Annotated in this window: 23 protein-coding genes; 5 read left to right on the top strand and 18 right to left on the bottom strand. The window is 60.8% G+C overall.

Annotated elements, in window-relative coordinates; genetic code table 11:
• From VHX65_19520 to VHX65_19490, 7 genes are all read right to left on the bottom strand, one after another.
• The coding region (locus tag VHX65_19520; GenBank protein ID HEX4000747.1) for a transporter substrate-binding protein at nt 1-588 on the bottom strand (588 nt) is incomplete at its 3' end.
• 470 nt (nt 589-1,058) lie between these two features.
• Complete coding sequence (locus VHX65_19515; GenBank protein HEX4000746.1) at nt 1,059-1,715, bottom strand: DUF2007 domain-containing protein; 657 nt, start codon at nt 1,713-1,715, stop codon at nt 1,059-1,061.
• Nucleotides 1,716-1,735: 20 nt separating this feature from the next.
• Nucleotides 1,736-2,026: a DUF2007 domain-containing protein gene (locus VHX65_19510; GenBank protein HEX4000745.1), complete on the bottom strand. Its 291-nt coding sequence runs from the start codon at nt 2,024-2,026 to the stop codon at nt 1,736-1,738.
• 102 nt (nt 2,027-2,128) lie between these two features.
• Nucleotides 2,129-3,334 carry an NADH-quinone oxidoreductase subunit D gene (locus VHX65_19505; GenBank protein HEX4000744.1) on the bottom strand — a complete coding sequence of 402 codons (1,206 nt, stop codon included), beginning with the start codon at nt 3,332-3,334 and terminating at the stop codon, nt 2,129-2,131.
• A gap of 145 nt (nt 3,335-3,479) precedes the next feature.
• A complete protein-coding gene (locus VHX65_19500) occupies nt 3,480-4,010 on the bottom strand; it encodes an NADH-quinone oxidoreductase subunit C (GenBank protein ID HEX4000743.1) in 531 nt (176 codons plus the stop codon).
• 74 nt (nt 4,011-4,084) lie between these two features.
• A complete protein-coding gene (locus tag VHX65_19495) occupies nt 4,085-4,789 on the bottom strand; it encodes an NADH-quinone oxidoreductase subunit A (protein ID HEX4000742.1) in 705 nt (234 codons plus the stop codon).
• Between the two features lie 299 nt (nt 4,790-5,088).
• The gene (locus VHX65_19490; GenBank protein ID HEX4000741.1) at nt 5,089-7,389 is read right to left on the bottom strand and encodes a hypothetical protein; all 2,301 of its coding nucleotides are present in this window, start codon (nt 7,387-7,389) and stop codon (nt 5,089-5,091) included.
• A gap of 632 nt (nt 7,390-8,021) precedes the next feature.
• Here VHX65_19490 and hisH point away from each other — a divergent pair.
• Complete coding sequence (gene hisH / locus VHX65_19485) at nt 8,022-8,627, top strand: imidazole glycerol phosphate synthase subunit HisH (protein HEX4000740.1); 606 nt, start codon at nt 8,022-8,024, stop codon at nt 8,625-8,627.
• 248 nt (nt 8,628-8,875) lie between these two features.
• Here the strand turns inward: hisH and VHX65_19480 are convergent, their stop codons facing one another.
• The 3 genes from VHX65_19480 to VHX65_19470 all read right to left on the bottom strand — a co-directional run bounded on the left by VHX65_19480 (nt 8,876) and on the right by VHX65_19470 (nt 11,386).
• Nucleotides 8,876-9,970 carry a hypothetical protein gene (locus VHX65_19480; GenBank protein ID HEX4000739.1) on the bottom strand — a complete coding sequence of 365 codons (1,095 nt, stop codon included), beginning with the start codon at nt 9,968-9,970 and terminating at the stop codon, nt 8,876-8,878.
• Nucleotides 9,971-10,088: 118 nt separating this feature from the next.
• Complete coding sequence (locus VHX65_19475) at nt 10,089-10,724, bottom strand: DNA-3-methyladenine glycosylase 2 family protein (GenBank protein HEX4000738.1); 636 nt, start codon at nt 10,722-10,724, stop codon at nt 10,089-10,091.
• Between the two features lie 212 nt (nt 10,725-10,936).
• On the bottom strand, nt 10,937-11,386 hold the full coding sequence (locus VHX65_19470; protein ID HEX4000737.1) for a hypothetical protein: 450 nt from the start codon (nt 11,384-11,386) through the stop codon (nt 10,937-10,939).
• Between VHX65_19470 and VHX65_19465 the strand changes: the two genes are divergently transcribed.
• Complete coding sequence (locus VHX65_19465) at nt 11,367-11,897, top strand: hypothetical protein (GenBank protein HEX4000736.1); 531 nt, start codon at nt 11,367-11,369, stop codon at nt 11,895-11,897. The two genes, VHX65_19470 and VHX65_19465, sit on opposite strands and share 20 nt — an antisense overlap.
• Before the next feature lie 53 nt (nt 11,898-11,950).
• Here the strand turns inward: VHX65_19465 and VHX65_19460 are convergent, their stop codons facing one another.
• From VHX65_19460 to VHX65_19440, 5 genes are all read right to left on the bottom strand, one after another.
• The gene (locus tag VHX65_19460; protein ID HEX4000735.1) at nt 11,951-13,159 is read right to left on the bottom strand and encodes a hypothetical protein; all 1,209 of its coding nucleotides are present in this window, start codon (nt 13,157-13,159) and stop codon (nt 11,951-11,953) included.
• The gene (locus VHX65_19455; GenBank protein HEX4000734.1) at nt 13,149-13,652 is read right to left on the bottom strand and encodes a hypothetical protein; all 504 of its coding nucleotides are present in this window, start codon (nt 13,650-13,652) and stop codon (nt 13,149-13,151) included. Before VHX65_19455 ends, VHX65_19460 begins: the two co-directional genes overlap by 11 nt.
• 50 nt (nt 13,653-13,702) lie before the next feature.
• Nucleotides 13,703-14,383 (bottom strand): sigma-70 family RNA polymerase sigma factor, encoded by a 681-nt coding sequence (locus VHX65_19450; protein HEX4000733.1) that lies wholly within the window; start codon nt 14,381-14,383, stop codon nt 13,703-13,705.
• A gap of 337 nt (nt 14,384-14,720) precedes the next feature.
• Complete coding sequence (locus tag VHX65_19445) at nt 14,721-15,410, bottom strand: DUF6348 family protein (GenBank protein ID HEX4000732.1); 690 nt, start codon at nt 15,408-15,410, stop codon at nt 14,721-14,723.
• Between the two features lie 108 nt (nt 15,411-15,518).
• Nucleotides 15,519-17,474, bottom strand: coding sequence for a preprotein translocase subunit SecA (locus tag VHX65_19440; protein ID HEX4000731.1), 1,956 nt, complete (start codon nt 17,472-17,474; stop codon nt 15,519-15,521).
• A gap of 254 nt (nt 17,475-17,728) precedes the next feature.
• Between VHX65_19440 and VHX65_19435 the strand changes: the two genes are divergently transcribed.
• The 3 genes from VHX65_19435 to VHX65_19425 are packed head-to-tail and all read left to right on the top strand — an operon-like array spanning nt 17,729 to nt 19,686.
• A complete protein-coding gene (locus tag VHX65_19435) occupies nt 17,729-18,262 on the top strand; it encodes an RNA polymerase sigma factor (GenBank protein ID HEX4000730.1) in 534 nt (177 codons plus the stop codon).
• Entirely contained in the window at nt 18,259-18,897 is a 639-nt protein-coding gene (locus VHX65_19430) for a hypothetical protein (GenBank protein ID HEX4000729.1), read from the top strand. The genes VHX65_19435 and VHX65_19430 overlap by 4 nt, the downstream gene beginning before the upstream one ends.
• 39 nt (nt 18,898-18,936) lie before the next feature.
• Complete coding sequence (locus VHX65_19425) at nt 18,937-19,686, top strand: hypothetical protein (protein ID HEX4000728.1); 750 nt, start codon at nt 18,937-18,939, stop codon at nt 19,684-19,686.
• A 136-nt stretch (nt 19,687-19,822) separates the two neighbouring features.
• Here VHX65_19425 and VHX65_19420 read toward each other — a convergent pair whose 3' ends face one another.
• The 3 genes from VHX65_19420 to VHX65_19410 form a co-directional block, all read right to left on the bottom strand.
• Entirely contained in the window at nt 19,823-20,647 is an 825-nt protein-coding gene (locus tag VHX65_19420) for an arginine deiminase-related protein (protein ID HEX4000727.1), read from the bottom strand.
• A gap of 154 nt (nt 20,648-20,801) precedes the next feature.
• A complete protein-coding gene (locus VHX65_19415) occupies nt 20,802-22,121 on the bottom strand; it encodes a TIGR00300 family protein (protein HEX4000726.1) in 1,320 nt (439 codons plus the stop codon).
• 606 nt (nt 22,122-22,727) lie between these two features.
• Entirely contained in the window at nt 22,728-24,926 is a 2,199-nt protein-coding gene (locus VHX65_19410; GenBank protein ID HEX4000725.1) for a penicillin acylase family protein, read from the bottom strand.
• Between the last annotated feature and the right edge of the window lie 212 nt (nt 24,927-25,138).

Genomic DNA, 25,138 nt, shown 5'->3' with positions numbered 1-25,138 from the left:
ATAGAACAAAAGCTGGTTGTATTCCTCGAACACCGGCAGAACCGACTTGCGGCTCACCGAGGTCCAGCAACCGAACGTGGCGACCACTTTGTCGACGGTGATCAATTCCTTGGCCTTTTCGGCAAACAAGTCCCAGTTGCTCGCGGGATCGACGACGACCGGCACCACTTTCTTGCCCAGCACGCCGCCGGCCTCGTTGATCTGGTCGATCGCCATCAACTCGACATCCTTTAGCGATGTCTCGGAGATGGCCATTGTGCCGGACAATGAGTGCAAGATACCAACCTTGACCGTGTCGCCCGAGGTGTTCAACGCCACGGTCTTTTCCGGTGTGGCCGGTTTGACTGGCGTTGTAGGGGCTGGGGTCGTGTCGGCTGGCTTGGTCGAAGCAGTCTCGGCCGGCTTCGGTGCATCGGCCGGCTTCGTATCGGCCGGCTTTGTCGCGTCGGCCATTTTGTCGGCCGGCTTTTCGGTCGACGACATCTTCGTGTCGGTCTTCGGCGTCTCGGGAGTTGTGTTGCTGCATCCCCAGCCAGCCATACCGACAACCATCAATCCCACAATTAGCACGCTACTCAATCGCTTCATCGTTTCCGCCTTTCCGGCCGCTGGGCAACGGGGCTTTCGATCGGACTACAGGGAATCCACGAAAGCCAAAGCCCATCGGCCCAAACACTTACGTCATTATTTGCATGCCCAATTCGCCATGCATGAAAGCATCTGATCGGAGCGCGCGCATCGCCACCGCGTCTCGCGACCAATTGCATGGCTGGCCGACACAGGTCGACCTGCATGTGTGCGGGCAACGCTAGGCAAACCTTGTGCCGAGAGCGCTAGCGTCGAGTTTTCGAACGCTTTAACTGCTTGCTATTAAACCGGTTGCAACGTAGCGTCGCCCGCCTGGCAAATCGACTTCGCCGTGCGGTTGCCTACTAAGCGGGCAGGATTCGGAGAAGCATTAAGCACAGGGCTCGCAGTCCGGGAACGTCAGAAATCCGCCGCGGAGCGGCGGTCTATGTAGCCCATGCCTCGTTCGCGGCCGCGCAATTCTTCGGCTTTCAACGATGGCCGTTGATGCCGTGCCGCGGCCACAAGAAGCTTCCCGGCGAAAACATGTACGACAGCCAGACGAGGAACAGAAAAATAATTGGAAGATTGATCGCCGCCGCCAATATGGCCTGGCGTCGGAGACGGGGCGCCAATGAGTCGTCCAATACAAAAACCTTCAGCAATAGCCAGAAGACATAAATTTGCAGCGGGAGAAAAAGCAATCCGAACACGGCGCCACGGAATGCCCGATCGGCCGATCGCTCCCGGCGGTTCCAAGGATCGAGTTCCGCGTCGGAATCTTCGTCACCGACGCCATCGTCGTCGAACTCATCAGCAATCGGATCCGCGCCGTCGAGGCCGGAGTCGGCCCGGCTACTTGCCAACAGATCTGCATCGTCGGCCGGCGTCTCGCTCGCTTTGCCCGCTTCGGCGTTCTCGACAAATTGCGAAGCGGTTTCCGAAAGAATTGCGATGGCCCGCGGGGCGTCCTCCGCCGCGACTTGGAGCCGGATTCCACCGAACGCGTTGGTAAGATGCCAGGCCATCGCCGAAATCGACTCGCCTGGCAGAAACGATTTGATGCCCGCGGCTTGTAGATCATTGCGAGCCAATGCCGCCTGGATTTGGTCGGAAAATCTCGCGATGGTCACCAATTGGTCGTTCATCGGCGGGGATCCCTTCGCGCTTAAGCTTCCTCGTCGTTGCCATCTTTCTCCGGCGCCGCTTCAGCTTCCTCGGCCAGTTCTTCGTCGGAGGAGATGGTTCGCGCGGGGGATTTTAGGATTTCGGCGGCGCGCGCGGCGTCTTCGGCGGCAACTTGCAGTTTGATCATCGCCATTTCGGTCGGCACGTGCCACAAGGCATTCGCCTCTTCGCCGATCAGCACGGCCTTTATGCCCGATTCGATCAGATCATTCTTGGCCAGCGACGCCTCGATCGGATCGGTATAGGTTTCGACAGTCACGAGATCGACCATGATGAAACTCCGGAAAGGCTGCGGGCTTGAGGCTACAGACTACAGGGAAATCGTTCACACCACATTCTGTAGCCTGTAGCCTACAGCCTGTAGCCTTCTTCCTCACCGATCGATTTCGCCCATCACGATGTCGAGCGAGCCGACGATGGCCGGAACATCGGCGATCAGGCAGCCGCGGCAGAGTTCGTGCGTTACCGACAAATTGCAGAAGCAACTGCTGCGCGCCCGGGCTCGCCAAGGAATCGAACCCCCTTCGCTGACGATGTAAAAGCCCATCTGCCCCTTGGGCGCTTCCGTCTCGAGATAGGCCTCGCCCTTGGGCAACTTTTCGGTGAGCTTCACCGGTTCGCCCCACGAGCCCGTGGCGATGCTGTAGCGATCGATGGCCTGCCGCACCAGATCGATCGACTGTACCACCTCGAGCATCCGCACGTAAAACCGATGCCAGCAATCGCCCAGCACCGCGCTGGCCGGCACGGGGGGATAATGGTGGTCTTTCGGATAATGGCCGTTCTTCTCGACGATCACTTCGAATGCGTAGCCGGAATACATTTCCGTGTAACGGGCTTCGCCGTCGCGGCGGAGATCTTGGTCGACGCCGCTACCGCGAAGCACCGGACCGGTGCAGCCGTAGCCGATCGCCATTTCAGGCGATAGGATACCGATGCCGGCCGCCCGGCGGACGAAAATGGCGTTGCTGGTGAGCAGCGTGTGATATTCGATGATGATCGGTTCGAGTTGGTCGAGAAACGTTTCGCACTTTTGCAGCCAGCCCCGTGGGAGGTCGGCCGTCGCCCCGCCCACGGTGATATAGCTATACGTGAGCCGGGCGCCGCAGACTTCCTCGAACAGATCCAAGATCTTTTCCCGTTCGCGGAAGGCGTAGAGAAACGGGCTGAACGTGCCTAAGTCGAGGCCATACGCCCCCATGCCGACGAGATGGCTCGCGACCCGGCCCAGTTCGCAAATCAGCACCCGCAGGTGTTTCGCTTTTTCGGGCAGATCGAGCTTGAGCAGCTTTTCGACCGTCATCGCCCAGCCGAGATTCATATTCATCCCGGCCAGGTAGTCCATTCGATCGGTGTAGGGAATCCACTGCCGGGGCGTGAGATTCTCGCCGATCTTTTCGGCGCAGCGATGCAGGTAGCCGATATGCGGCGTCACTTCCGACACCACCTCGCCATCGGTGCGCAACACGAGCCGCAACACGCCATGCGTGCTGGGATGCTGCGGGCCCATGTTGACCAGCATTTCGTCCGTGCGGACATCGAATTCGACGATGCGAGGATCGTCGGTGTAGGTGGACATGGGGCGTGGCTAGTGTGGTTAGTGGCTCGTGGCTAGGCGATCGTGTTCGGTTTGAAAATCAGTGATCTGGCCGGCTGATCGATGGCGTTACAAGGGACTCGCGGCCTTTTGCGAGCCACGAGCCACGAACCATTAGCCACGAACCCTACCGATTCCTGATTCCATGATATTCCAACGGCATTTCGTAGTCTTTGCGCAAGGGATGGCCGACCCAATCTTCGGGGCAGAGGATTCGCCGCAGATTCGGATGACCCAAAAAGCGGATGCCGGAAAGATCGTAGACTTCGCGTTCGTGCCAATCGGCGGTCGGCCAAAGCCGGCTCACCGACGGCAGCTCGGGCAATTCACCGGGCGAATCGTTCTTCCACCGCGGCAGCATCACTTTCATCACTAGCGACACGCGATGTGGCACGCTCCATAAGTGATAAACCAACTCGAGGTGGGGCTTCCACGTCACTTTGGCCGCCTTCTTGGCGTCGGGTTCGAAATAATCGACGGCTGTGATGCAATTGAGCATACTGAACCGCAGAGCCGGCTCGTCGCGCAAATAACGCGACACGTCTAACAACCCCTCCGGCGACACTTCGATCCAAGGATCGAGCGCTTCGAGATTCGACCCGGTGATCCGCTCGCCGAACCGCTCTTTCAGCCGTTCGAGAAACTCAGTTCCACGCATGTTCTGTCCTTCGGCATTGGCCGAACCCGATTTATCTCACACGGGGTCGCGGAGAAAGCGGAGGGGAAGGAATATTATGCCGATACGGCGGGTTGCTGTTCGATCACTTCCGGTGACTCGGTTGGCTCGACACCAACGGATCGCTCGCGGCTGACGGCTCTGACCCAATCCAAATCGCCGCGCCGCCAGACGTAGGCAAACCCCACGAGCAGCACGGCAAAAAATGCTCCGATATCGACCATCGAAAGCCGGGCAAGCGTGCTCGCGTCGGCCCGGATTTTTTCATCGGCCTGCCGAAGCGGCGACGCCGTTTCGCTCCCTTTGGCCGCAGGCGCCGCGCCCTTTGTCGGCGCTTGCACTTCCGGCGCTGTCGGATGATTAACACCGAGTTCGCGATAAAGTCCTACAGCCGCCGACGTCAGTTCAACCTGCCCGACACTCGCCCCTCGCCCGTCGTCCATCGCCCTTGTCTGTTCCACAACGACTAAATTCCGATCCATCAGTTGCGTGCTCTTGCCAAACACAGTTGCCCAAGGAAAGAAAAACGCCACTTCGACATCGAATATGATGAACAGCAAGGCGACGACATAAAATCGCAAGTCGAACTGCACGAAACTGGAGCCGATCGTCGGCTCGCCGCATTCGTAGACTTCGAGCTTTTCGGAATTCGGCGCCTGCGGCCGGCATAATTTGCCGAGCAGCAGATTCGCAAACAGAAAACTGAATCCGGCGACGACGAACAGCAGTAAATACGCGGCGACTGCGGTGGGTGTGGCCATGATCGGCAATGCAAAGCGGTTTCAGGGCTCGAAACGCCGCGGAGAGAATCGCGCGAAACACGCTCCCCACCGCCGCAAGCAGGCAAACGCCAAGCCGGTATTGTAAGAAACCACCCGCCAGTTGGAAAGCCGGCGCTTATTGCCCAGCACGTTGCGCGGCAACCGGCCTGGCGCCTGGGGATCAAAGCATTCCGCATCTAGGGCTCGGCCGAAAAATAACTTCCGCTTTTCGAACCCCTCACCCTACCCTCTCCCGCAAGGGGAGAGGGGTCTGTGGAGAAGTCATTTTTCGGCCGAGTCTAGCGTGTGACGCCGAGGGAGGGGCCCTCGAGTTCGGCGGTGGCGGAAGCGGCGTTCGGGGTGCCGACGGACGGTCGCGGAACTGGGCGCACCACGGGCGACTCGATCGGTCGCATCGGGTCGGCCATGGCATCGGGCGGCACCGATGTCTGCCGCGGCCGCGATTCCGTGGGCGATTTCACAACCGGTTTGGCCGGCCCTGTCGCCGGGGCGGTTGTCTCCAATCTTGTCAGTGGCTTCGGAGCCGGTTGAGCGGCGACGGGCCGAGGCGTTGCTTGCAACGGGGCTTGCGCCACGACGGCCGGGGGTTGCAAGAATTGCGGGTCCGACGGCGTGAATACCCGCGATTGGTAGAGCGCGATCGCATGCAGTGCGTGGCCGAAGGGGCCGACGCTCCACGCCTTATTCGGATGCATGATGATCTGCGTCGACAGGAAATCGACGCTGCGGATAATGCGCGGATCGCGAAGCTGGCTGTCGTCCAGGCTGAACACGAGCCATTCGAGGATATGGCCGGTGGTTTGAATCTTGCGGTCCAGATCGCCGTTGTCCGCCGGGCGGCGAAACCAGTCGGTGCTGAAGCTGCCATCGCGGTTCTGGATGGTGCCGAGCGTGTAGCTTTGATAGGCGCGAACATATTTTTTGGCTCGCAAAAATTCGCCGTCCACCGGTTTGCCTTCGAGCATGCGTTTCTTAAAGGCGGCGCTCAGGCCGAATAGCCGGTGCGAGCCACCGCATGCGGCGCCGTTGATCGGTTGACGAATTTCTTCCTGGACCAGCCGCGAAATCGACCATTGCTCGCCATTGCGAGAGGTCCAGCTGTCGTCGGTCTTCTGGTAGTACGACATTGCGATCAGCTCAAATGTCAGTTCGATATTGCTGTCGCAGTCGAGCTTTTCCTGGTCGATCAGGTCTTGCACGGTGAACGAATGGCTCCCGAGCTGAAAGGGGCTATCCGGCCGCACGCGCGATTGAGCCAACATCCCGAGAAACTGGCCCGGGTGGCCTTGGACGCCGACGCCGACCATGGCCATCGGCCGGCCGTCGCTGAGCACGAGCAGCGGCTGCGAATTGCACCGGCCGCCCCAGAGCAACCAGCCGATAGCGTTTACCGGCTCGCCGCCGGGTCCATCGCGAAGCACTTCGGTCGCGGCGCCGAAGGCCACGAAGCGGTGCATCACTTCCCAGCAGGCGTTGCTGCCCGTATTGAGCAATCGCTGGTGTTGATACATCGCCAAGGCATAGCGAATCTTTTGCGATAGCTCGATCATCTGTGGCGAAAATGGTCGCTCGATCGGCGCCGCCGACACAATCGGTTGCCCGGCAATCGGATGCGGCATTGCCATCGGGGCGACGAGCGTGACGGGCGACGATGGGGCTCGGGTTGCGACCGGCGAAGGCGCAACGGCGGCCGCAGTGTCGTGAGGCTTTTCAACAGGTGACTTCGCCGACGGCTTGGTCACCGGGTTGACGGGAGGCATGATTGCCGCCGGTGCTGGGGCGGCGGATTTGTGCCGTGCGGGGCCGTGCGGCTCGACGGACGATTCGTCGGTTCCACATCCTTCTTCCGGCAACGCGGCCGCAACCGCTGGTCTCTCCATGTCGGAAGGCTTCTCGTTCGACTGCTCAGAGAGCGATTCAGCGATCTTTTCGACGGCCTTTTCGGTGGTTGTTTCGGCTGGTTTGGCGGTGGGAACGTCGGCCGCGCTTTCGGCGCCGCCATTTTCCGTGTCGCTGCCCTCCGTGTTCGCCGGAATATCGGTGGCCAGAACCTCGATTGGCGGCGCGGCGGGAATCGCTTGCGGCGCGGTCGCCGATTCATGCTTGGGAGGGGGAACAATCGCTTGTGCCGCCAACTTGCCGAGCGGGTGATCTTCATGCATCGCCGCCTTGGCGGCCGCACCCGGCTCGTGAACCAACGTATCGATCAGCGAAGTGGCCCAGCGCCCCAAGGCTGCGCGATCGGCCTCCGAACTCTTATCCTTCGGCTCGGCGAGTTCGAGCATGTCTTCGTCGGAATCGTTTTCCGCATCTTGAACCAGAACGGTGTATTTGACTGCTTTGACGATGCCCGATGTTTCCGAGCGAATCGCCCGCCCTTCCGAAGCGATGTCGAGGCAGCCCGGCATGATGGCAGGCGACAAACTTCGGGCCTCTTTTTTTTCATCCGTCGGCTTGTGATCCGTGCTAATGGTCTCCGCGGCTCGAAGCGATGCGGTCGGCCGGTTTACCGAACCGAGATCGCGCAGCGCCCAGAGACCAGAAGAAAGGCCAAGAATCAGGAGAACGATGCGATTCATAGGAGATTTCTCAATTTTCGAGGACTCAAGCGACCGGTAAAAAAATAGAGGCGGATCGTCGTCTCGCGGCGGTAAGTTTCACCTTTTCATGTCGGACTGGCAAAACTCCAGCCGCCCGCTGGAGATACACGCCGCACACACAATCGATCGTCGAAAGGTTTGGCCGGGCCAATCTGCAGACGAACATTTTGAAGGGATCGGCGGCCCTCGACTTGAGCCATATCACGAATAATTCGCGCCGGAATTCCCCGATCCAAGCAATCAAACTTCGCTCCGACTAGTGGTATCGGACATATGCCAGACGAAGTGCATAGTGCGGTAGAAGTGATTCTGCCGCCGGGCAAAATGTGGGAAGACCCTGCGGATCGTGCCAATTCCTCGGCCCGCAAGGCCGCGTCAGCCCGCAAGGTTTGCCTAATCGGCCGGCTGAAGATCATGGGTCGAAGCCGCGGTGAGCGGTTTCGCACCGCCGGTTCGCCACCGGCGAACCTCGCGATCGGGAGGAGTCTCTCTTTGTGTGCCGATGGCAGACGATCGTGGCCCGGCTAGAATATGGCGGTCGTGTCCGGTCCGGCGCACGGCCAGTGTTGCGGACTTTTGTCTCTGCCCCCTCACCCTCGCCTTGCCTCCCCATGCTCCTAATCATCGACTACCAAATGGGCAATTTGCGGAGCGTCCAAAAAGGTTTCGAAAAGGTCGGGCATCCGGCCGTGATCGGCAGCGATCCCGAGTCGGTGATGGCGGCGGAGAAGATCGTATTGCCCGGCGTCGGCGCGTTTCCGGACGCCATCGCCGAATTGCGGCGGCGGAATCTTATCGAACCGATTCGCTCAAGCATTGCGGCCGGCAAGCCGTTTTTGGGAATCTGCTTGGGCCTTCAGTTGCTGTTCGACGTTGGCCACGAAGGTGGCCGGCACGAAGGTTTAGGGATTCTGCGCGGCGAAGTGGCGAGATTCGAATTGCCGGCCGAATACAAAGTGCCCCACATGGGCTGGAACCGGCTTTCGATGCGCCGGCGGCCGCCGATTCTCGCGGGCTTGGAGGATGGCGCTTTCGCCTATTTCGTTCACTCGTATCACGTCGTGCCGCAGGATCGCGATGTGATTGCGACCGAAACCGACTACGGCGCGCCGTTCTGCTCGATGGTGTGGCGGGACAATATCTTTGCGACGCAGTTTCATCCCGAAAAGAGCCAATCCGACGGTCTAAGAATTCTGAAAAATTTCGCAGAACTGTAAGGGCTGCGCGGCCGTGGTGAACGGACTTGGCCCGCAGCGTGTCACCGTTGAGGCCGTCCCTCGCTCACGCTTCAGGCTGGTGTTCCGTGAGAACTGCGCATACTGGCCCGACACGTTAGCGAGGAAGGCGAGGCCAACGGCAACGCCCTTCTGTGGCTCCGCCCAAGGGCATTAGGCTGTAAGGGGCGTTGCGGTTGTGAGGACGCGCACGCGTCCGTCGCTTCCTCAAGCCTCAAGCCTCACACCGCCTATTGATGATGCCATTCGGCGTGGTGCTTGTGGACGAACTCGCACACCTGTTCACCGAATTTGATGACATCGGCAGACGAAGCCTTCCAGTCGATCGACAGCACCTTGCCATCGGCCTCGGCCTTCAGACCGTCGATCATCTTCAACAGCTCGGCGTGACCGGTGAAGTGCAAATCGCCCATCGCCTGCAAGCCGTCGATGATCGACTTTAGCTGTTTCGCCACTGCATCATTCGTCATCGTAACCTTGATATGATCGAAGTCTTCCCCATCGCTTTCGCCGGCGGCAAAGGTGAGGCGATCGATTTGCTTCGCCAAGGCCATGTGCGTCGGAATCGGCAATGAAGACAGACCGATGGCTCCGCCGCTGAAAACGGTTCCCTTCGGCGCATCGGGCAGAATCGGCGAAGTAGAAGCCAAACCGCTTTTGCCTCCGAGCACATCCAGGGCGGCCTTCAGTTCGCCGGGGCTGTCGGCGAACACGCCCATGCCGGCTTTCGGAAACGCGGCCCAAACGGTGTGGCTGTGCTCGTGGGCCATGAATTGGTGAGCCATATAGGCATGGTGCATTGCGGCACCGTCCTTCGCCGCGTGGCCATTCGATTCGTGGCCGGCGGTTCCGCTCCTTTTCTGGCTCCCGGCCGGCTTCGTATTGGCCGACGGCTTGTGGCCCATGTGCTCGGTCCAGGTGTAGAGCGTTTCTTTGCCGTCTTCGGTTTTCAAAGCCATGAAGTCGGGTTTTGCCTTGAGATGGGCCATGAACTTGGCCTTATCGGCCGTGGCATAAACGATCAGCACGCCCTTGTGCGGCGTGAATGAAGTGCCGTAGAGTGTCGCCCCATGCAGATCCTTTTGCGGATCCATGCCCAATTCATCCTGCATTTTCGCCAGCTCTTTTTTGACGTGATCGTTCTTCAGCGCTTCTTCGTGGATGCGCTGGCCGACTTTCGAGTCGCGGGCAGCATCGAAATCGATGTGAACGAACCATTTCGCTCCGGTGGCAATATCGGCCGGCTCGATCGGTGCCGCCTGGGCGGAAACGGCCGCGCTTGTCCAGATCAGCGCCCCGGCCATGATTGCTAGCATCCGTTTCATCGTGGGATCTCCTTCAGGGAAGATGGATTAGATGTTGGGCTTTCGCACGTTATACACCGGCCGGGCGCGACCGGTTACAGGCCTGTGTCGAGCGCCGCTTCGACTCATCGACTTACTTTCATTTGCCCTTCGAGGCTGCCCGGCGCGGCACGCTTTCCAGGAACCGCCAGCAATACCAACTGCCGATGCTCGCGAATGGACGCCAGCGGTTGCCGATTTCTAGGCAGGCTGCCCTCGGCGGAAGATCGTCGAACGCATAGAGACGGCGGATTGCCGAGCGGATGCCCAGGTCGTCGAGCGGCAAAACGTCGGGCCGGCCGAGGGAAAAAATCAGGAACATGTGGGCCGACCATCGGCCAATGCCACGAATTTGGATCAGCTCCTCGATCACCCGTTCGTCGCTCAACCGCCCGAGCCGAGCGAGGCGGATCGTGCCGTCGCTGCACTTCTGGGCCAAATCGAGCAGATAACCGGCCTTGAAGCGCGAAATGCCGACCGCCCGCAGCTCGTCGACCGTCATCCTAGCGAGCGCTTCGGGCCGAATGCCCTCCGGTTCGAGCCGGGCTTCCAGGCGAAGCCGGATCGCCTTTGCCGCGCCCACCGATATTTGCTGCGAAAGAATCGACCGTACCAGCATCTTGAACCGGTCGCGCTCCGGTTTGAGGGTAACCGGACCGACTTTGCGGATGACTTCGGCCAGGATTGGATCGGCTCGCCGAAAATGACGCTGGATTGTTCGATGGTCGAGGGGCATGGCGACGTGGCTCGTGTCTCGGGGTTAGTGGTTTGGCCCTTTTTGGATACGGAATGCCGGGATTATGAGTAGCCGTCGAAACTTGGTCCAATTGCGCCCTTCGTCCGAACCACGAGCCACGAGCCACGAACCACGAGCCACGAACCCGGAATACTTTGCCGCCAATTTCTTGGGTAAGTATACTAGCGATGCCCTTTGACCGACTGCCACCCTTATCTTACGCACGCACGAGGAACGAAACCGATGGCTAAGAAAAAGTCCGCGAAGAAAGCCCCGGCCAAGAAGGGGGACAAGAAAGCCGCTCCGACGAAGGCAGCAAAGAAGAAGGGGCCGGCCAAAAAGGCTGCGCCGAAAAAAGGCGCCGAAAAATCGGCCGCCCTGAAGAAGAACGCCCAGAACGCCACGGCATCGAAAAAGAAATCTAGCGCTAAGAAAACGAAGGTCGCGGCGAGCAAACCGGCAGCGAAGACGGCAACCAAGAAAACAGCCGCGAAGAAATCGCCCGCTAGGAAAACTGCGAACAAGAAAATCCACGAGGCAGCAGCGCCGGTCCAAGCGGCGGCGCGAAAGAAAAAGGGCAGCGCAAAGAAAGTGCCCCCCAAGAAGGCAGTGGTGAAAAAAGCTCCAGCGAAAAAAGCCCCCGTGAAAAAGACGGCGATCAAGAAAAAAACGCTCTCGGCCCCAGGGGCAAGACAATCCGCTGCTCCGGCCCATATCGCGCCGCCTTCCGCCGAAATGCCTTCGACCGCAGCACCAATGCCGCACGCCGCGGCCAAACATACCGCGGACGATTCCGTGCTCGAGGCGCCGGGCGTTTTTGACGCGGCCGCGGCGGATGAGGCCCACGATATCCTCGACGCGCGCGATCTCGCGGCCGAATCGTCGCCGGGCTTTGAAATGCCCCCGGCCGAATCTGCCTCGGCGGGCCGATCCGAGTCGGCGAATGAAAGCGAAGCGCTCGTCGAAGACGGCGTTGAGCGAGCTGCGCATTCCACCGCCGATACGGCCGCAGGAAGCCAGGAAATCGACGCGCTCGAGCCGTCGAACCTTGTCGAGGAAGAGGAAGCCGAAGAGGAATCTTCAGACGAGGCACTCGATGTGGTCGATGAAGCCTCGGAAGAATCGTTTCCGGCCAGCGATGCACCAAGCCACACGGCGACGATTAGCCCGTAGCGGCGCACGGACAAGCGGGCGATTCACGGTAGCGTTTCAACCCCGAGCCGGATTTACTTCGTCGTCGGCACAGGTATTGTCGCGGCAGGTATTGTCGCGGCAGGTGTTGTCGCGGCAGGTGTTGTCGCGGAGGGCACAGCGGGAGACTGCTCTTCAGCCTCCGGTTTGTCTGGCGGCGCGTTTCGTGGCGGCATTTCCGGCGGAGCTTTGTTCGGCGGAGCCTTGTCCGGCGGCGGACCCTTGTGCGTCGGGGGCTCGTGGTCTCTTTCCGGCGAATCGGCCGGCCAGGGGCCGCCAGGATGATTGAAGTGTGGTTCCCGGTCGCCGCCTGTCGAAAAACCAGTCGACCGGCGGTATTGAAGAAAGCGTTTGCGCAGTTCGCGATGCCGCGCTTCTTCGCTAAGTTGGCTCAGTTCATCCTGCTGGTCCTTCGGCAAGTGCTCGAAAAAGCGGGCCAAGTCCTTGCGGCTGACATTTGGTCCCTGTTTGCCGAATCCACCGGCAAATCGAGTGCGCGCGATCGCTTGCAGCCATTGATGGACGATATCGGCCTTGTCGTGCAGCATAGGTTGGGCTTCCAGGGCCTCGCGCGGCTTGGTCGATAGCTGCCCCATCAAGTGTTCGATTTCGTCCGCGGAAACCGCGGGCGTTTTTTCGGCCGACCAATGCCGCCACGCGCTGAACTGCACCATCCGCTCGTGCGATTCTTCGTCGAGCACAGGGAACGACTGCCCGTGATGCCGCTGTGGCATGTCTTTGGTCAACTCGACTTCGTGAGCTGCGGCATATTTTTTGACCCAATCGGAAAGCACCTGCACATCGTGGAGCGTGAGGTGCGACCCGCCCGAGAGCTTCGCCGCCCATGCCTCTTGGTCTTGTTTGAGCGTCTTTATTTTCGCCAAACGCTCGGTGGGAGGCAGCGACAGCAGATCGGCTCGTTCGCCGGGCTGCAAAGTCTTAAGCCAATCGTAGTATCGCTGCATCACACGGCGAAGCCGGTCGCCGTTCCGATCGACTTCAAGCTGCTGGTGCAACAGACGGAGTTGCTCCTGCTCGTCGGCCGGAAGAGCCAGAAATCTTTGATACTTTTCATTGAGATCCTCCTTCTCGGCCGGAGTCATGCGCTCGACTTCTTGCCGCCGTTCGGCCAGCCAATCCATGGCCCACACCGTGCCGGTGGCCACAAAGCCAAGCAGAATCGCTGCCACCATTTCCCGCAGCGGCGAAGGGACGGGCAATTTCGAGCCGTTTTCACGTGCCATCGCCATTCTCCTCGGGAAACAGCCCGTCTTTGTCCATTTTGCGGAGAAAATCGATATTGCCTGCCTCTTTATACAACTCCTGGTTTTGAATGACCGGCAAATCGCGCAGCAACTCTTCGTTGGGGTCGTGCCGCAAATGGACGAGGATGAAGAACCCTGCCGCGCAAGCGGCCAGCGCCGCAACCGCCGTCAGCACCCAGCGCATTCGCCGGCGACGCGGCTCGGAAGCCGCCTTTTGGCCCAACTCCGCTTCGGCGGCCTGGGCAACGATTTCGACCGTGCTGCGCGTGAAGGTGTCGTCGACCGTGGTCCGCGGCAGTTGATCGAGCAAGTCCCAGCTTTGCGCCAATTGCTGCAATCGCCGGCGAACCGCGGCTTCCGATGCCAGGCGATGCTCCATCCGGCGCGCGGCTTCCCCGTCCAATTCGCCGTCCAAATAGGCGACCAACTCTTCATCGAGCCGTTCGGATTCGGTCGAGGCGTGCTCGGACATTGAATCGGGGTGAGGGTGAGGGGTTAGCGTGCGGAAAAGGGACGAGGGTTTTATTCGTCTTCAATGGAGCCGATTTGTTCGGGGCGCGGGGTGACTTCCTTGAGTTCGCCGCTTTCCAAATAAGGCTCCAGGATTTCGCGCAGATTGCTTCGCGCGCGGCTTAAGAGCGACTTGATGGCTTGCGGCGACATTTGCATTGTTTCGGCGATTTCCTCGTAACTCATGCTTTCGAACTTGCTCAGCAGAACGGCCATCCGCTGGCGCTCGTTGAGCGTGGCCATCGCCTGGCGGATCACGTCGCTCAATTCGGCTTTTTCGAACTGCCGGGCCGGCATGAAGCCGCTCGCCGCTTGGGCCAATTGCTCAAGCGTCGGCACGCTGGTCGAGCTATTCGTGCCGCGTTGGGCAAGATTGACCTCGTGTCGCCGCGATTGGCTGCGAAGCGCATTGGCGGCCAGATTGTTGGCAATCGTAAACAGCCAAGTGGAAAACTTCGCGCCCGGCTCGTACCTTTTTCGAGCCCGATACACGCGCAGAAACACTTCCTGCGTCAGTTCCTCGGCCAATTCGCGCCGACCCACCACGTGCTCTAACAGCGCGATCAAACGGTTCTGGTAGCGCAGCATCAACTCATTGAACGCGACGGCATTGTCGTCGCGCACTTCGAGCATCAGCCGCACATCCGGATCGCGCAGCGCCGGGTTCTGGGTCGACGATTCGCTGACTGCCAATCAGGGGCTCCACGCGCGGCGCCGGCCGCGACTGTTTCCGCCTTGGAAGCGATCGCCAGGCCGTCGTTCTCAACGCACGAATTGAACGTAACCGAGCGTGCGCCGAACGGGCGCGCATTGCGATCGGCTACTACCGTTCGCCGCTGCCCTTTGTTATGGGTGAAAACACCGCGGTTTGCAACCCCGCGCGCCGGTTCGACCCGTCTCTGTTCCGTGTCGTTTGTATTACTTTGTCCACCATGAGCGGCAAGGCGCTCGCCGCCTGTGTCGTCGTTTGCCGTGTCGTCGTTTTCTATTACTTTTAACCCCGGCGTGGCGAACGGGTTTCTCTCGTTTTTCACGGCTGGCCGGTGCGAAGCACCAACAATTGTTTGAAAAGATATGCCTCGCCGGCGGCGGGCCAGGGCAAAGCCGTCAGATCGGCCACGAGCGCGGGTTGGAGGAAGCCATCCACGGCGGCTTGAAGCTCATTTTGGCCCTCGGCACTCGTGGCCATCACGAAGATCGAACGCAGGTGAAGCTGCGAACCCTCCGCGCGCGGCCATGCAGCGATGTGCTTGCGCAGCACATCGAGCAACTGGCGATAAAAAACTCCGCCCGGATTCAGGCCGGCCGGCAATGTGCCGCGAATGCCCGCCCGCCCGGGAAACAGTTGCCAGCCGGCCAGATTCCGCACCGGCGCGGCCCGACGCGTGTCGACCTCGGCCCCCAAGGCCGCCAGCACCGCCGATGCGGCCAGCAAATGCCACTCTTCGATCGCCGCCCGCATTGCCGAAAGCCGATCGTCGCCGATGCCGAGCGTGCCGACGCGGAAGCGATCGCCCGTGTCGCCGTTTAAATGAATTTGCACGTCGAGCGGAGCGATCAGCTTATCTCCCTGACGGCTAAATCCTTCGAACGCGATCGACAGGCCGAGCCGATGGCCTGCCAACAGCAAATCGCCGTCGTCTTCGCTGTAGGGCATACGCGCCGCATCGCAATGACTGCGAAGCGTGTCGAGCGCCAGGCGATAAAGTTCGTCGATCATAACGTGGCAGGCACACTCCGTGTGCCGTCCGCTGTGGTGTTCGCACTGCACAAGGAGTGTGCCTGCTACTGTTGTGCTGCATACGGCACACGGAGTGCGCCTACGACTTTACGACGGTGAATCGAGGTGCGGGTCTTGACCCATTTGCAATTGCATTTTCTTGCGTTCTTTCTCCTGATACATCAACGAGCGGCGGTCGGTAAAGTGGCGGCGCTCGATCTTGTGCTGCGCCTTGCGAAACAATCGGCCCAGGGAATCGAACGAGCCGGGCGAGGTGCGGCCCAGCTCGGCCAGCGGCTCTGACTTTTCCGGCCCGAGCCCCGCCAACAGAATATCATCGTCGAGGGCCAAAAACTGGCGATAACTTCCCGGGTCGCCTTGCCGGCCGCAACGGCCCAATAGTTGCCGATCGATACGGGCGGAATCGTGCATCTCGGTCAATATGACGTGCAAGCCGCCCAATTCGGCAACACCTTCACCAAGCCGGATGTCGGTTCCGCGGCCGGCCATGTTCGTCGCCACCGTGACACGGCCAGTCTGTCCCGCCGCGGCGATGATCTGCGCTTCGACGGCCACCTGCCGTGCATTGAGCACCTGATGATCGATCCCGGCTTCGTTGAGCATCCGCGACAAGATTTCGGATTTGTCGATCGAGCGGGTGCCGATTAAAGCGGGTCGCCCCGCAGCATGACTCTGTGCAATTTCGCGCACGATCGCTTCGTTCTTCGCCTCGGCTGTGCCGAAAATCTGGTCGGGCAAGCGCTCGCGCACCGGGGGGCGATTCGTGGGAATCGGCACGACACGCAATCGATAGATGCGATGCAATTCGCGGGCGGAATCCGAAGCGGTGCCCGTCATGCCGGCCAGATGCGGATAGCGAAGAAAATAATCCTGGATCGTCACGCGCGCGGCGTGGCCGGTGTCGATCGTCACTTCGACCCCTTCCTTGGCTTCGATGGCCTGATGCAGCCCGTCTCGCCATTTGCGCCCTTCCGACATACGGCCGGTGAATTCATCGACGATGACGATCTCGCCGTTGCGCACCACGTAGTGCCGGTCGAGCAGGAAAGCCCGTTCGGCCCGCAAGCCGCGCTCGATGAAATCGTAGAGCCGAATCATGCCGACCGATTCGAGAGCCCGCGTGCGAGGCAGATTGCGCACCAGGCGGCGGCCTGCGGCTGTCAGTTCGGCGGTTTTCTTTTCATGGTCGTATGTGTAGTGCTCTTCGTCGACGAACTGCTTCACCGCCTCGGCCGTCCAGCGATAGAGATCAGCTTCGGCCCGCTCGTCTTCCGTCGGCAGGGCACTGATGATCAGCGGCGTGCGGGCTTCGTCGATGAGCACGCTATCCGCCTCGTCGATGAGGGCGTAGTGATGCGGCTGCTGCACCGGTTTGTCGCCGGATGCGTCATTCGTATGACCGAGCATTTGCGCCATCAAATTCGATTGTCCTTCGGCCATGCGGCGCAGCAGAAGCCGATCGCGGAGGAAATCGAAGCCGAATTCCTTGGCGGTGCCGTAGGTGATGTCGCACTGATAGGCGGCTCGGCGCTGCGCGGTGTTCATTGGCGTGAGCACGGCACCGACGGTGAGGCCGAGCATGCGGAAGATGGGCTCCATCCATTGCGAGTCGCGTTCGGCTAGATAGTCGTTGACGGTTGCCAGATGGACGCCTTTCCCGCTCAAGGCATGCAAGTAGAGCGGAAGCGTGGCGGTGAGCGTTTTGCCTTCACCCGTTTGCATCTCTGCCACGCAACGATGGTGCATGGCCACTCCGCCGAGAATCTGCACGTCGAAATGCCGCATTCCAACCGTTCGCACCCCCGCTTCGCGAACCAGGGCAAACGCCTCGGGAAGTAGCGATTCGAGCGGTTCTCGGCTTTTCGCCCGATAGCGGAGCGACAAGCTGCGTTTGCGCAATTCGGCATCGGAGAACTGTTGCAATTCCGGCTCGAGCGCGGCAACCGCGGGCACCGCGGCCGACCAATCGCTGAGCCGCCCGCGCACGGGCCCTTGCGCCCAGATCTTGAGCGTCGAACTGACGTTTTGCAGCAATCCAGTCACGAAAGATTCCAGCGACGGTTCCAGGCGATGTACGTTACCTCTCTATAATATGGCTTGCAGCGACGGTGGGCACTGCCAAATTCCGCCGCAGCCAACCGCCCCAAGGCCCGGGAAGGCCCCTCCTACTCTTCCATTCGCCCTAGCCTTCCCGGGCCTTCCCGGGGTGCCCCCTGATCCCGCCTCCAAAATCGACCCATTTTCCCTGCAATAAAGCCGCTCGTTCCCGCGTTTACACTAATGCCATGGGAACGAGCATGACTGAATCGGTCGATTCCGAGTTGGATTCCAAACGCATCGGCGAATGGATCGGCGAGCACGGCGATGCCGTCCGCGGATATCTGCGGGGTGTCGTCGGCAGTTTCGATCTGATCGACGACATGTTTCAGGAGGTCTTTTTCCGCGCTTGGCAAGGACGAAATCGGTATGAAGAACGCGGATTTGCACGGAGCTATTTGCTGCAGATTGCCGACCGAGTCGCATGCGATCGCTTTCGCCGCTCCCGGCCTCAGCCGACGCTCGGCGATGAAATCTGGTCGATCGCCGACTCGGGCGCCAACGCAAATAGTCCATCCGTCGAGGCGACCAATGCCGAGACGACTAGGCAGCTCAACGCAGCCCTCAAAGCGCTCACCCCGATTCAGCGCCGAGCATTGCTGCTGCGATATTTCGGCGAGCTCTCGTTTGCACGAATCGCCGAGACAATCGGCTGCCCACTGAATACGGCACTCAGCCATTGCCATCGCGGGTTGCTGGCGTTGCGAAAGCACTTCAAAGTGGACGACCTATGAACGACCAACCCCGAAAACTGCGCGAGATCGTCGAGCGGGCCACAACCACGGGCGGGCCTTCGTCGCGTCATTCAGACGCGGAGACGGATTCGCTCCGCGAAGGCTGGCTGCGGTTCGGAGAATTGATCGAAGAGGAACTGCGGCACGGCGGCGCGCGGCCGACGAATCGCCGCATGGAAAGTATGCCGCGGATACAGCCGCGCTATCGGCTCGGCAGATCGCGCTGGTTCGCGGTGTTGGCCGCGTCACTGTTGGCCGCGTCACTGTTGGTTGCGATCGGCGTGGCCTTCGCCGTGCGATTCGTGGCCGCTCCGCGACAGCGACAAGCTGAATTGCGACGGATTGCCGGTGCGAATCCATTTGCTCTGCCCCGAGCAAAGCCGCCAGCCGAACCGGCCGTCGCGCCGCACTTCGTCCCGAAGCTATCGCCGCCGCCCGCGGCACCGAGACAATCCGACGCAAATTTCGCTGCCGCCAACGAACGCTTGCAATGGGGCGATGCGGTGGACGACGAAATCAATGCTCTTGGCCAGGCGACGATCTACACACAGCAAGACGGCCCGTCGAGCCGCGTTTGGGCAATCGAAGCCGGGCTGGACCAACTGAATCGCGAAGTGGAACATGGCAATCTCTAAACCGATGTCTGACCGACCTTTTTTCACGGAGCAAACCCGATGACCGATAGAAATTGGATGCTTTGCCGCATGCTGGCGGCAATTCCTTGCTTTATTGCAATCGGTTCGGCGCGTGCGGCTGATCCCGCGCCGATACCGGAAAAGGGCGTCAAAGTGCTGTTTGTCGACGATCGACCCGGCCCGAAGATTCTGATCCGCACCGGCGATAGCAGCGTTCCGGCTGCACCGCCGAACGCTGGCCCTGGCGCTGCTGCTTCCGGTTTCGATGGGCCGGCGGTGGGGGGTAGCGGGCAGATCACTGGGCCGGTGCCCCCCGGCGGTCCGCAGCCGAACTTTTACTACTTGCAGCGCGACGGCGTTGGCTTGCCGACGCCGCCGAATCTGCCGGATGGCGCGAAAGTGATCATCCGCCGTGGGCCGGATGGCATCCCCAACCCTGAGCCGCGTGCGATCGCAACCTTCCGCGCTCCGGGTGCGATGTGGCAAGACGATCCGGAGATGCGCCGCCTATTGGAGCAAGATGCGAACTTCGATCGCGAGAGCCGCGAACTGGCCGACGAATACCGCCGAGCGCCGAAGGAAAAGCAAAACGACGTCAAAGGCAAGCTCGAAGAAGTCGTCGCCCGGCAATTCGAGGCCCGCCAAGAACGCCGCAGCCTCGAACTCAAGCGTCTGGAAGACGAGATCAAACGGATTCAATCCTCGATCGACAAACGCAACGCGGTCAAGAAGCAGATCGTCGATCGCCGCGTGTCGGAAGTGCTGGGCCAAGACGACACGTCGTTTTGACCGCGGCGGCGATATTCCCGTAACCAAAGCGACGGGTGCTACGCTTCGATTTCGGGCATTTCCGGCAGTTCGACTCGCCGCCGAGACGCACTCCGCCGGCCAAGCCAGCAGTGACGCCCGACACTCGCTCGACTGTTCAGTCCGCGTTTTTCCAACCGGCCGCTTCTTCGCCGTCGAGCCGGAGCGTGAGGCACTTCGCGCTGCCGCCCGCTTTCACGAATTCGTCGAGCTCGGTGGCTCGCGGCGTGAAGCCGCGGGCCAAGAGCGCGGCATGCAATTTCGGGCAACCCGTGTTCGTAACCACCGTTCGCCCCACCACCACCGCATTGCACGCGAACCGCTTCGCCTCGTCAGGTTCGACCGCGATGAGGTCGGGAATATTTGCCGCCATCGCATCGCGGCCGTATCGATCGACCGCAGGCGGGAAATAAATCGCCTGACCCGCCGCGAGCGGGCAGAAGCACGTGTCGAGATGGTAGAAATACGGGTCCACCAATTCCATCGGGATCACGCGGCAGCCGAGCGTCTCGCCGATTTGCTGATGCCCGCGGGCATGGCTGCGGATGCGATAACCGGCGTAAAGTGTGTCGCCGCAGAAGAGCGCGTCGCCGGCCCCTTCGAACCACACGTTTTCGGGCACGTGCTTGATTTCAAAACCGCCTGCCGCGAGCCACGCTTCATCGTGCGCCACCTCGCCTTGCCGCTCCGGATGGCGGAACCGAGCCATCACCGCCGTTTGCCGATAGATCAGCGCGGCATTGGCAGTGAACACCATGTCGGGCAGCCCCGCGACGGGCGTCATCAGCGAAACCTGTGCCCCCGCCTCCCCCAGCAATTGCCGCAAGGCATTCCATTGCCGGATCGCCGTCGGCCGATCCGATTGCCGCTGCCGGCTCATCCACGGATTGATTTCGTACTCGATCCCGAAAAAATCGGGCGGGCACATCAGGATGTGGGGCACGGCAGGAAAGGGTGAGGGTGAGGGGATGGGCAATGACACAGGACCCGCGAAACCGCAAGCGCGGCTCTATCTACCGTTTGGCATCGAGGCACGCTTGCGGTTCGAGCGTGCGCCGAATATCGGTCCGCACCACCAATTTCCGAGCTACGACCCACTAACCACCAGCCGCTTGCTCCAACGCTTGCAAATCCTCCACGAGCGACCGCAAAAACGGTTCGACGTCGGTCACCAAGCCAACGGTTTGGATCGAGCCGCGGTCATTCAGCTTAATGACCGTGGACGGATTAATATCGACGCACACCACTTTCACCCAAGCGGGCAAAATATTTCCCACCGCGATCGAATGCAGCGTCGTGGCGATCATCAGGGCGAACGAAACGCCCCGAATCTTTTCGCGCATCTGCCGCTGCGCTGCGAGCATGTCGGTGATCACGTCGGGCAGCGGGCCATCGTCGCGAATGCTTCCTGCGAGCAGAAAATCGACGTTGTTCTTCACGCACTGATACATGATGCCGCTGGCGAGCACTCCCTGCTCGACCGCCGCGCGGATGCCGCCGAGTCGGCGAATGCGGTTGATCGCCCGGAGGTGATGCTCGTGCCCCGCCTCGGCGAGATTGCCGTGCTCGAGGTGCACGCCGAGGCTGGTGCCGTAGAGCGATTGCTCGATATCGTGCGTGGCCAGCGCGTTGCCGGCAAACAACACATTGATATAGTGCTTGCGGATCAATTCTTCGACGAACGAACCGCTACCGGTGTGGATGATCGCCGGTCCGCCGACCAAGAGCGATTTTCCTCCGCTACGCCGCACTTCGAAAAGCTGACGGGCGATCTGCCGTATGGCAACCCCTTTCGGTTTTTCGGTCGACACCGGGCTGTTCATGAATTCGAACGCCTGGGTTCGCTCGACCGTGCGCTGCTCCGGGAAAACGCGCACGCCCGCATGCCCCACCACGAGCGGCATGCCGATCTTCACGTCGGTCATGGCGATGCAGCGGGCCGTGTGGGCGGTGGTGTCGACCACGATCGCGCAATCCATTTCCTGATCGCCGACCGGCACCCATCCACCGCCGATGCGGACTTCGGTGCGCTGGTTGGTGGTGCTGTAAAAATTCTCGGGAAACGCCCCGGCCACATCGGCGGGCTCCAGCCGGCAATCGTGCTGCGCGATTGGCACCGCCCCATGATCGGCCACCTGGGCAACAATCGCCGAAAGCGCATCGGCCGAGCGGGCGGCGATTTCCACCAGCGCATAGCTCGGGTCGTTCCGCGATTGGCCAACGTTGATTCGCTTGATCCGAAACGTCCCGCCGCCGGCGGCAATCAGGTCAAGAATCTTCGGCAGAATCAGGCTATCGATGATATGCCCGCGGAGTTCGATCTCTTCGACAAAACCATCGTTCGCAGCGGTTACGTCGCGCGGAGCGTCGCGAACTGGATCGACAGTCGGTTCGGAAGCAGGGGACGGATTGGGCATAGCGAAGTCGGCTGAGTTCCACGGATCGTGCGGCAAATCATGCGCACGAATTGTACGACGAACCCAAGTCGCCGGCCAAGAGTAGCTCCCGTCACCCCAGCGCAGCCTTCGGCCGCAACCAGACGACGCTTAAGCAACCGCCAGGGGGGGTATCAGGCATGGACGTGTGTTCTCGATCGCCAGTGTGCCGTTTTCAAGAGATGCGCGCGTGCGCGCGTAGAAGTTGCTGACCAAGACTCTAGCCCAGGTGTTTACGAACAGCGATCCAACCAAATTTCCCTTTCCAGCCCCGTTCATGGGACTTTCCTAATCGCGGCATTAGCCACCGGCGGTTCCAGTGACAAAAGCCGACCTATCGGTAAGCCCGCTGAAGCGGACTGGAACAATCAATTGCATTCGTCGCGAACCCAGGCCTGAAGGCTGCCTGAAGGCCTGGGCCACGGAAAAACCGTATTTGGCAGTTCGCCTCAACCTCGCTGACGCGCTTTCCTTCTGGCCGTTTTTACCTAGCGCAGCCATCGGCCGCGACGAAAATCGGTAGTGAACAAACCACTGTACTTGATGCGCCCAGCGCGCAGCGAAGTCTAACATCAAGACTCTAATCCCTCACCCTAGTTTTTTGTAATCCCCGTTCGTCCAGCGCGGCAGGTCGTTCTTGTAGAAGGGCGAGAAGCGACTTTCGCTGGGGCCGCCGGGCAAGTTCGTCCATGCTTCGTCGGTCCCCAGATCGGCGACGAAGTGATACGACGGAGCAAATGATGTCTCGCGCTTCGCGCTGGTCAAAAGCTGGCCTTGAAAGGGGGTGGCGAAGCAGCCAGGCAGGGCGATCCGCCCGCTGCGGAGGCCGAGCGCTCGGCCGACACGGGGCAATGGAAAGAATCGGTTGACGAAATGAAACGAATTCATTTCGCCCCACGTCACCTCGCGTTCGGCCGCAAGCCGTTCTGCCGCCCGGCGGATCAAATCGCCCTTGTCGCGGCCGCGCCACCAGAGCGAGTCATCTTTTTCCAAAAGCCGATCGATCGCCGTGAGCACCGTCATCGAAAAGCCGGCGCGGCTCGAAAGATAAAGCATCCTCCGCCAACCGATGCCGCCGCCCCGCGAATCCGGCGATTGGCCGAAAATCTCGAGCAATACGTTCCGATAGAGCCGGGCAAATAGCGCTGCCTCGACGCTGTCCACCGAATAGCGGCAATCCCAGGCCGCGAGCCGCTCGCGCAGCGGGCCTTCGGCGATGTGCGGCAAAAACAACTCCAGCATCCGCCGCGCTTGCAAGCTCAGCACGTCGTATTGCAATTGCTGCATGTCGGCGAGTGTGGCCCTGTCCAGCTCACCCAAGCGCTCGACGATGCGATCGTAGCGATAGCTCGGCAGCGGCAGCGAGATCAGCTCCGGACCGCCGGGCGGATTGATATTGTTGTTGGCCGTGGCCACGAATCCCTCGGGCGGATCGTAGACGCGGGGGAGCAGGTTGCACGGAATCCGGCCCTGCCAATGATTTTGTTCGTCCCAGGCCGGAATCGGCAGCAATCCATGCAGGCCTGCCCGCCGAATAGGAAACGATCCGCAGCCCTGCATTCCGATATGTCCGGCTCGATCGGCGAACACCCAACACAGCGTCGGTTGCGGGCAACATCGGGCGACATCCATCGCGGAGGCCGTATCGCCGCAGCCGACGATTTTCAGCCAGGTGGCCATCGATCGGCCGCCGCCGGGGTCGTGGCCGGTCCAGGCGCTCGAAAGATACAAGCCGTCGCCGACAAATTCGGGATCGGCGTCGAGAATGCCCTGGGGGTTGAAGTAGATTTTCAATTGCTCGTCGCCGTTCGACTTGCGGCGGATCGTTTCTTCGCGAATCGAGAAATCGACCCACTTCTGGCCACGGCGATACTGCCATCCCGTCGCCCCGCCGCGGCGGCAATCTTCGATGAAATAATCGCTGGTGTCGCCTTTCATATAGGTAACGCCCCAGGCGAGCCGCTCGGTTCGAGCGACGGCCAGCAGGGGGCAGCCGGGGAGTGTCGCTCCGATCACGTAATGCTCGCCCCATTGCAGAACCGCCTCGTACCAGATCGGCGGCAAGCGATTGATTTCCAGATGCGGATCGGCGGCCAGCAGCGCATGGCCGGTCGCGCTGCGGCGCGGAGCAACGGCCCAAGCGTTGCTTCCCGCGAGCCGAGGCAGATTGGTGATGAGTTCCAACGCGTCGTCGGACAATTGGCTTGAAATCTTCACTCGGCGCAGCAATTCGAAATCGGCGTCGTCCAAAAGCGGCTCGAAAAGCTCTCGCAGCAGCGAGTCGTTGATCCTGGCCTGGATCAGTTCCAACAACAACCGTTCGTTCTGCTGCTGTCCGATGGCCAGCCCGCCATAGTTCAGCAGATTGCCCGCCAGCAGCACTGCCTGTTGGTTCCACGGGCTGGGGCGAAAGCCGGAGGCCCGCATTGGCAGCGTTCGGCCCGATTCTTTCAACCCGTCGTTGACCCCCTCGCAATAGAACGTCAGTTCGGCGAACGATTGGTCGTCGAGATTGCGGACCTCTTCGTCGAGCCCCGTTTGCAGGCCGGCGCGGCGGAAGAATCGATCGGTCTCGACCAATTCAGGGCGGTCGGAAATCAGCTCCGCGCTGCGGCCGGATGCCACCGTGCGGGCAAAGAGCAATTGCGTCGCCCGGTCGAGGGCGTGCATGTAGCCGAGGCCGTAGAGTGCTTCGCGCCAAGAGCCGGCTCGAATATGCGGCACCCCGTGGTCGTCGCGCGCGACGGCGAAGTGGCGCCGCGCGAATTTCGGGTGCAGCAACTGCATGGAGCCGGCCGACTCGCAAACGGGCGGTAGTTGGGACGATAGCGAAAAATCGAGGCTGCGGCATTTCAATTATACTTCGCGGCACCATGCGCGGCCGAAAACGGAATATTGCACGCTTCCGCCTCTTCCGCCTTTTGAATTGTCGTCAGGACTGCTCGAAGAATAAATTCGACGTTGAGGCCCTCCCTCGCTTAACGCTTCGGGCCAGTGTT

This window comes from Pirellulales bacterium (assembly GCA_036267355.1).
Taxonomy (GTDB): Bacteria; Planctomycetota; Planctomycetia; order Pirellulales; family DATAWG01; genus DATAWG01.
The sequence above is the reverse complement of the archived record's forward strand: the minus strand, read 5'-3'. Positions and strand labels throughout refer to the sequence as shown.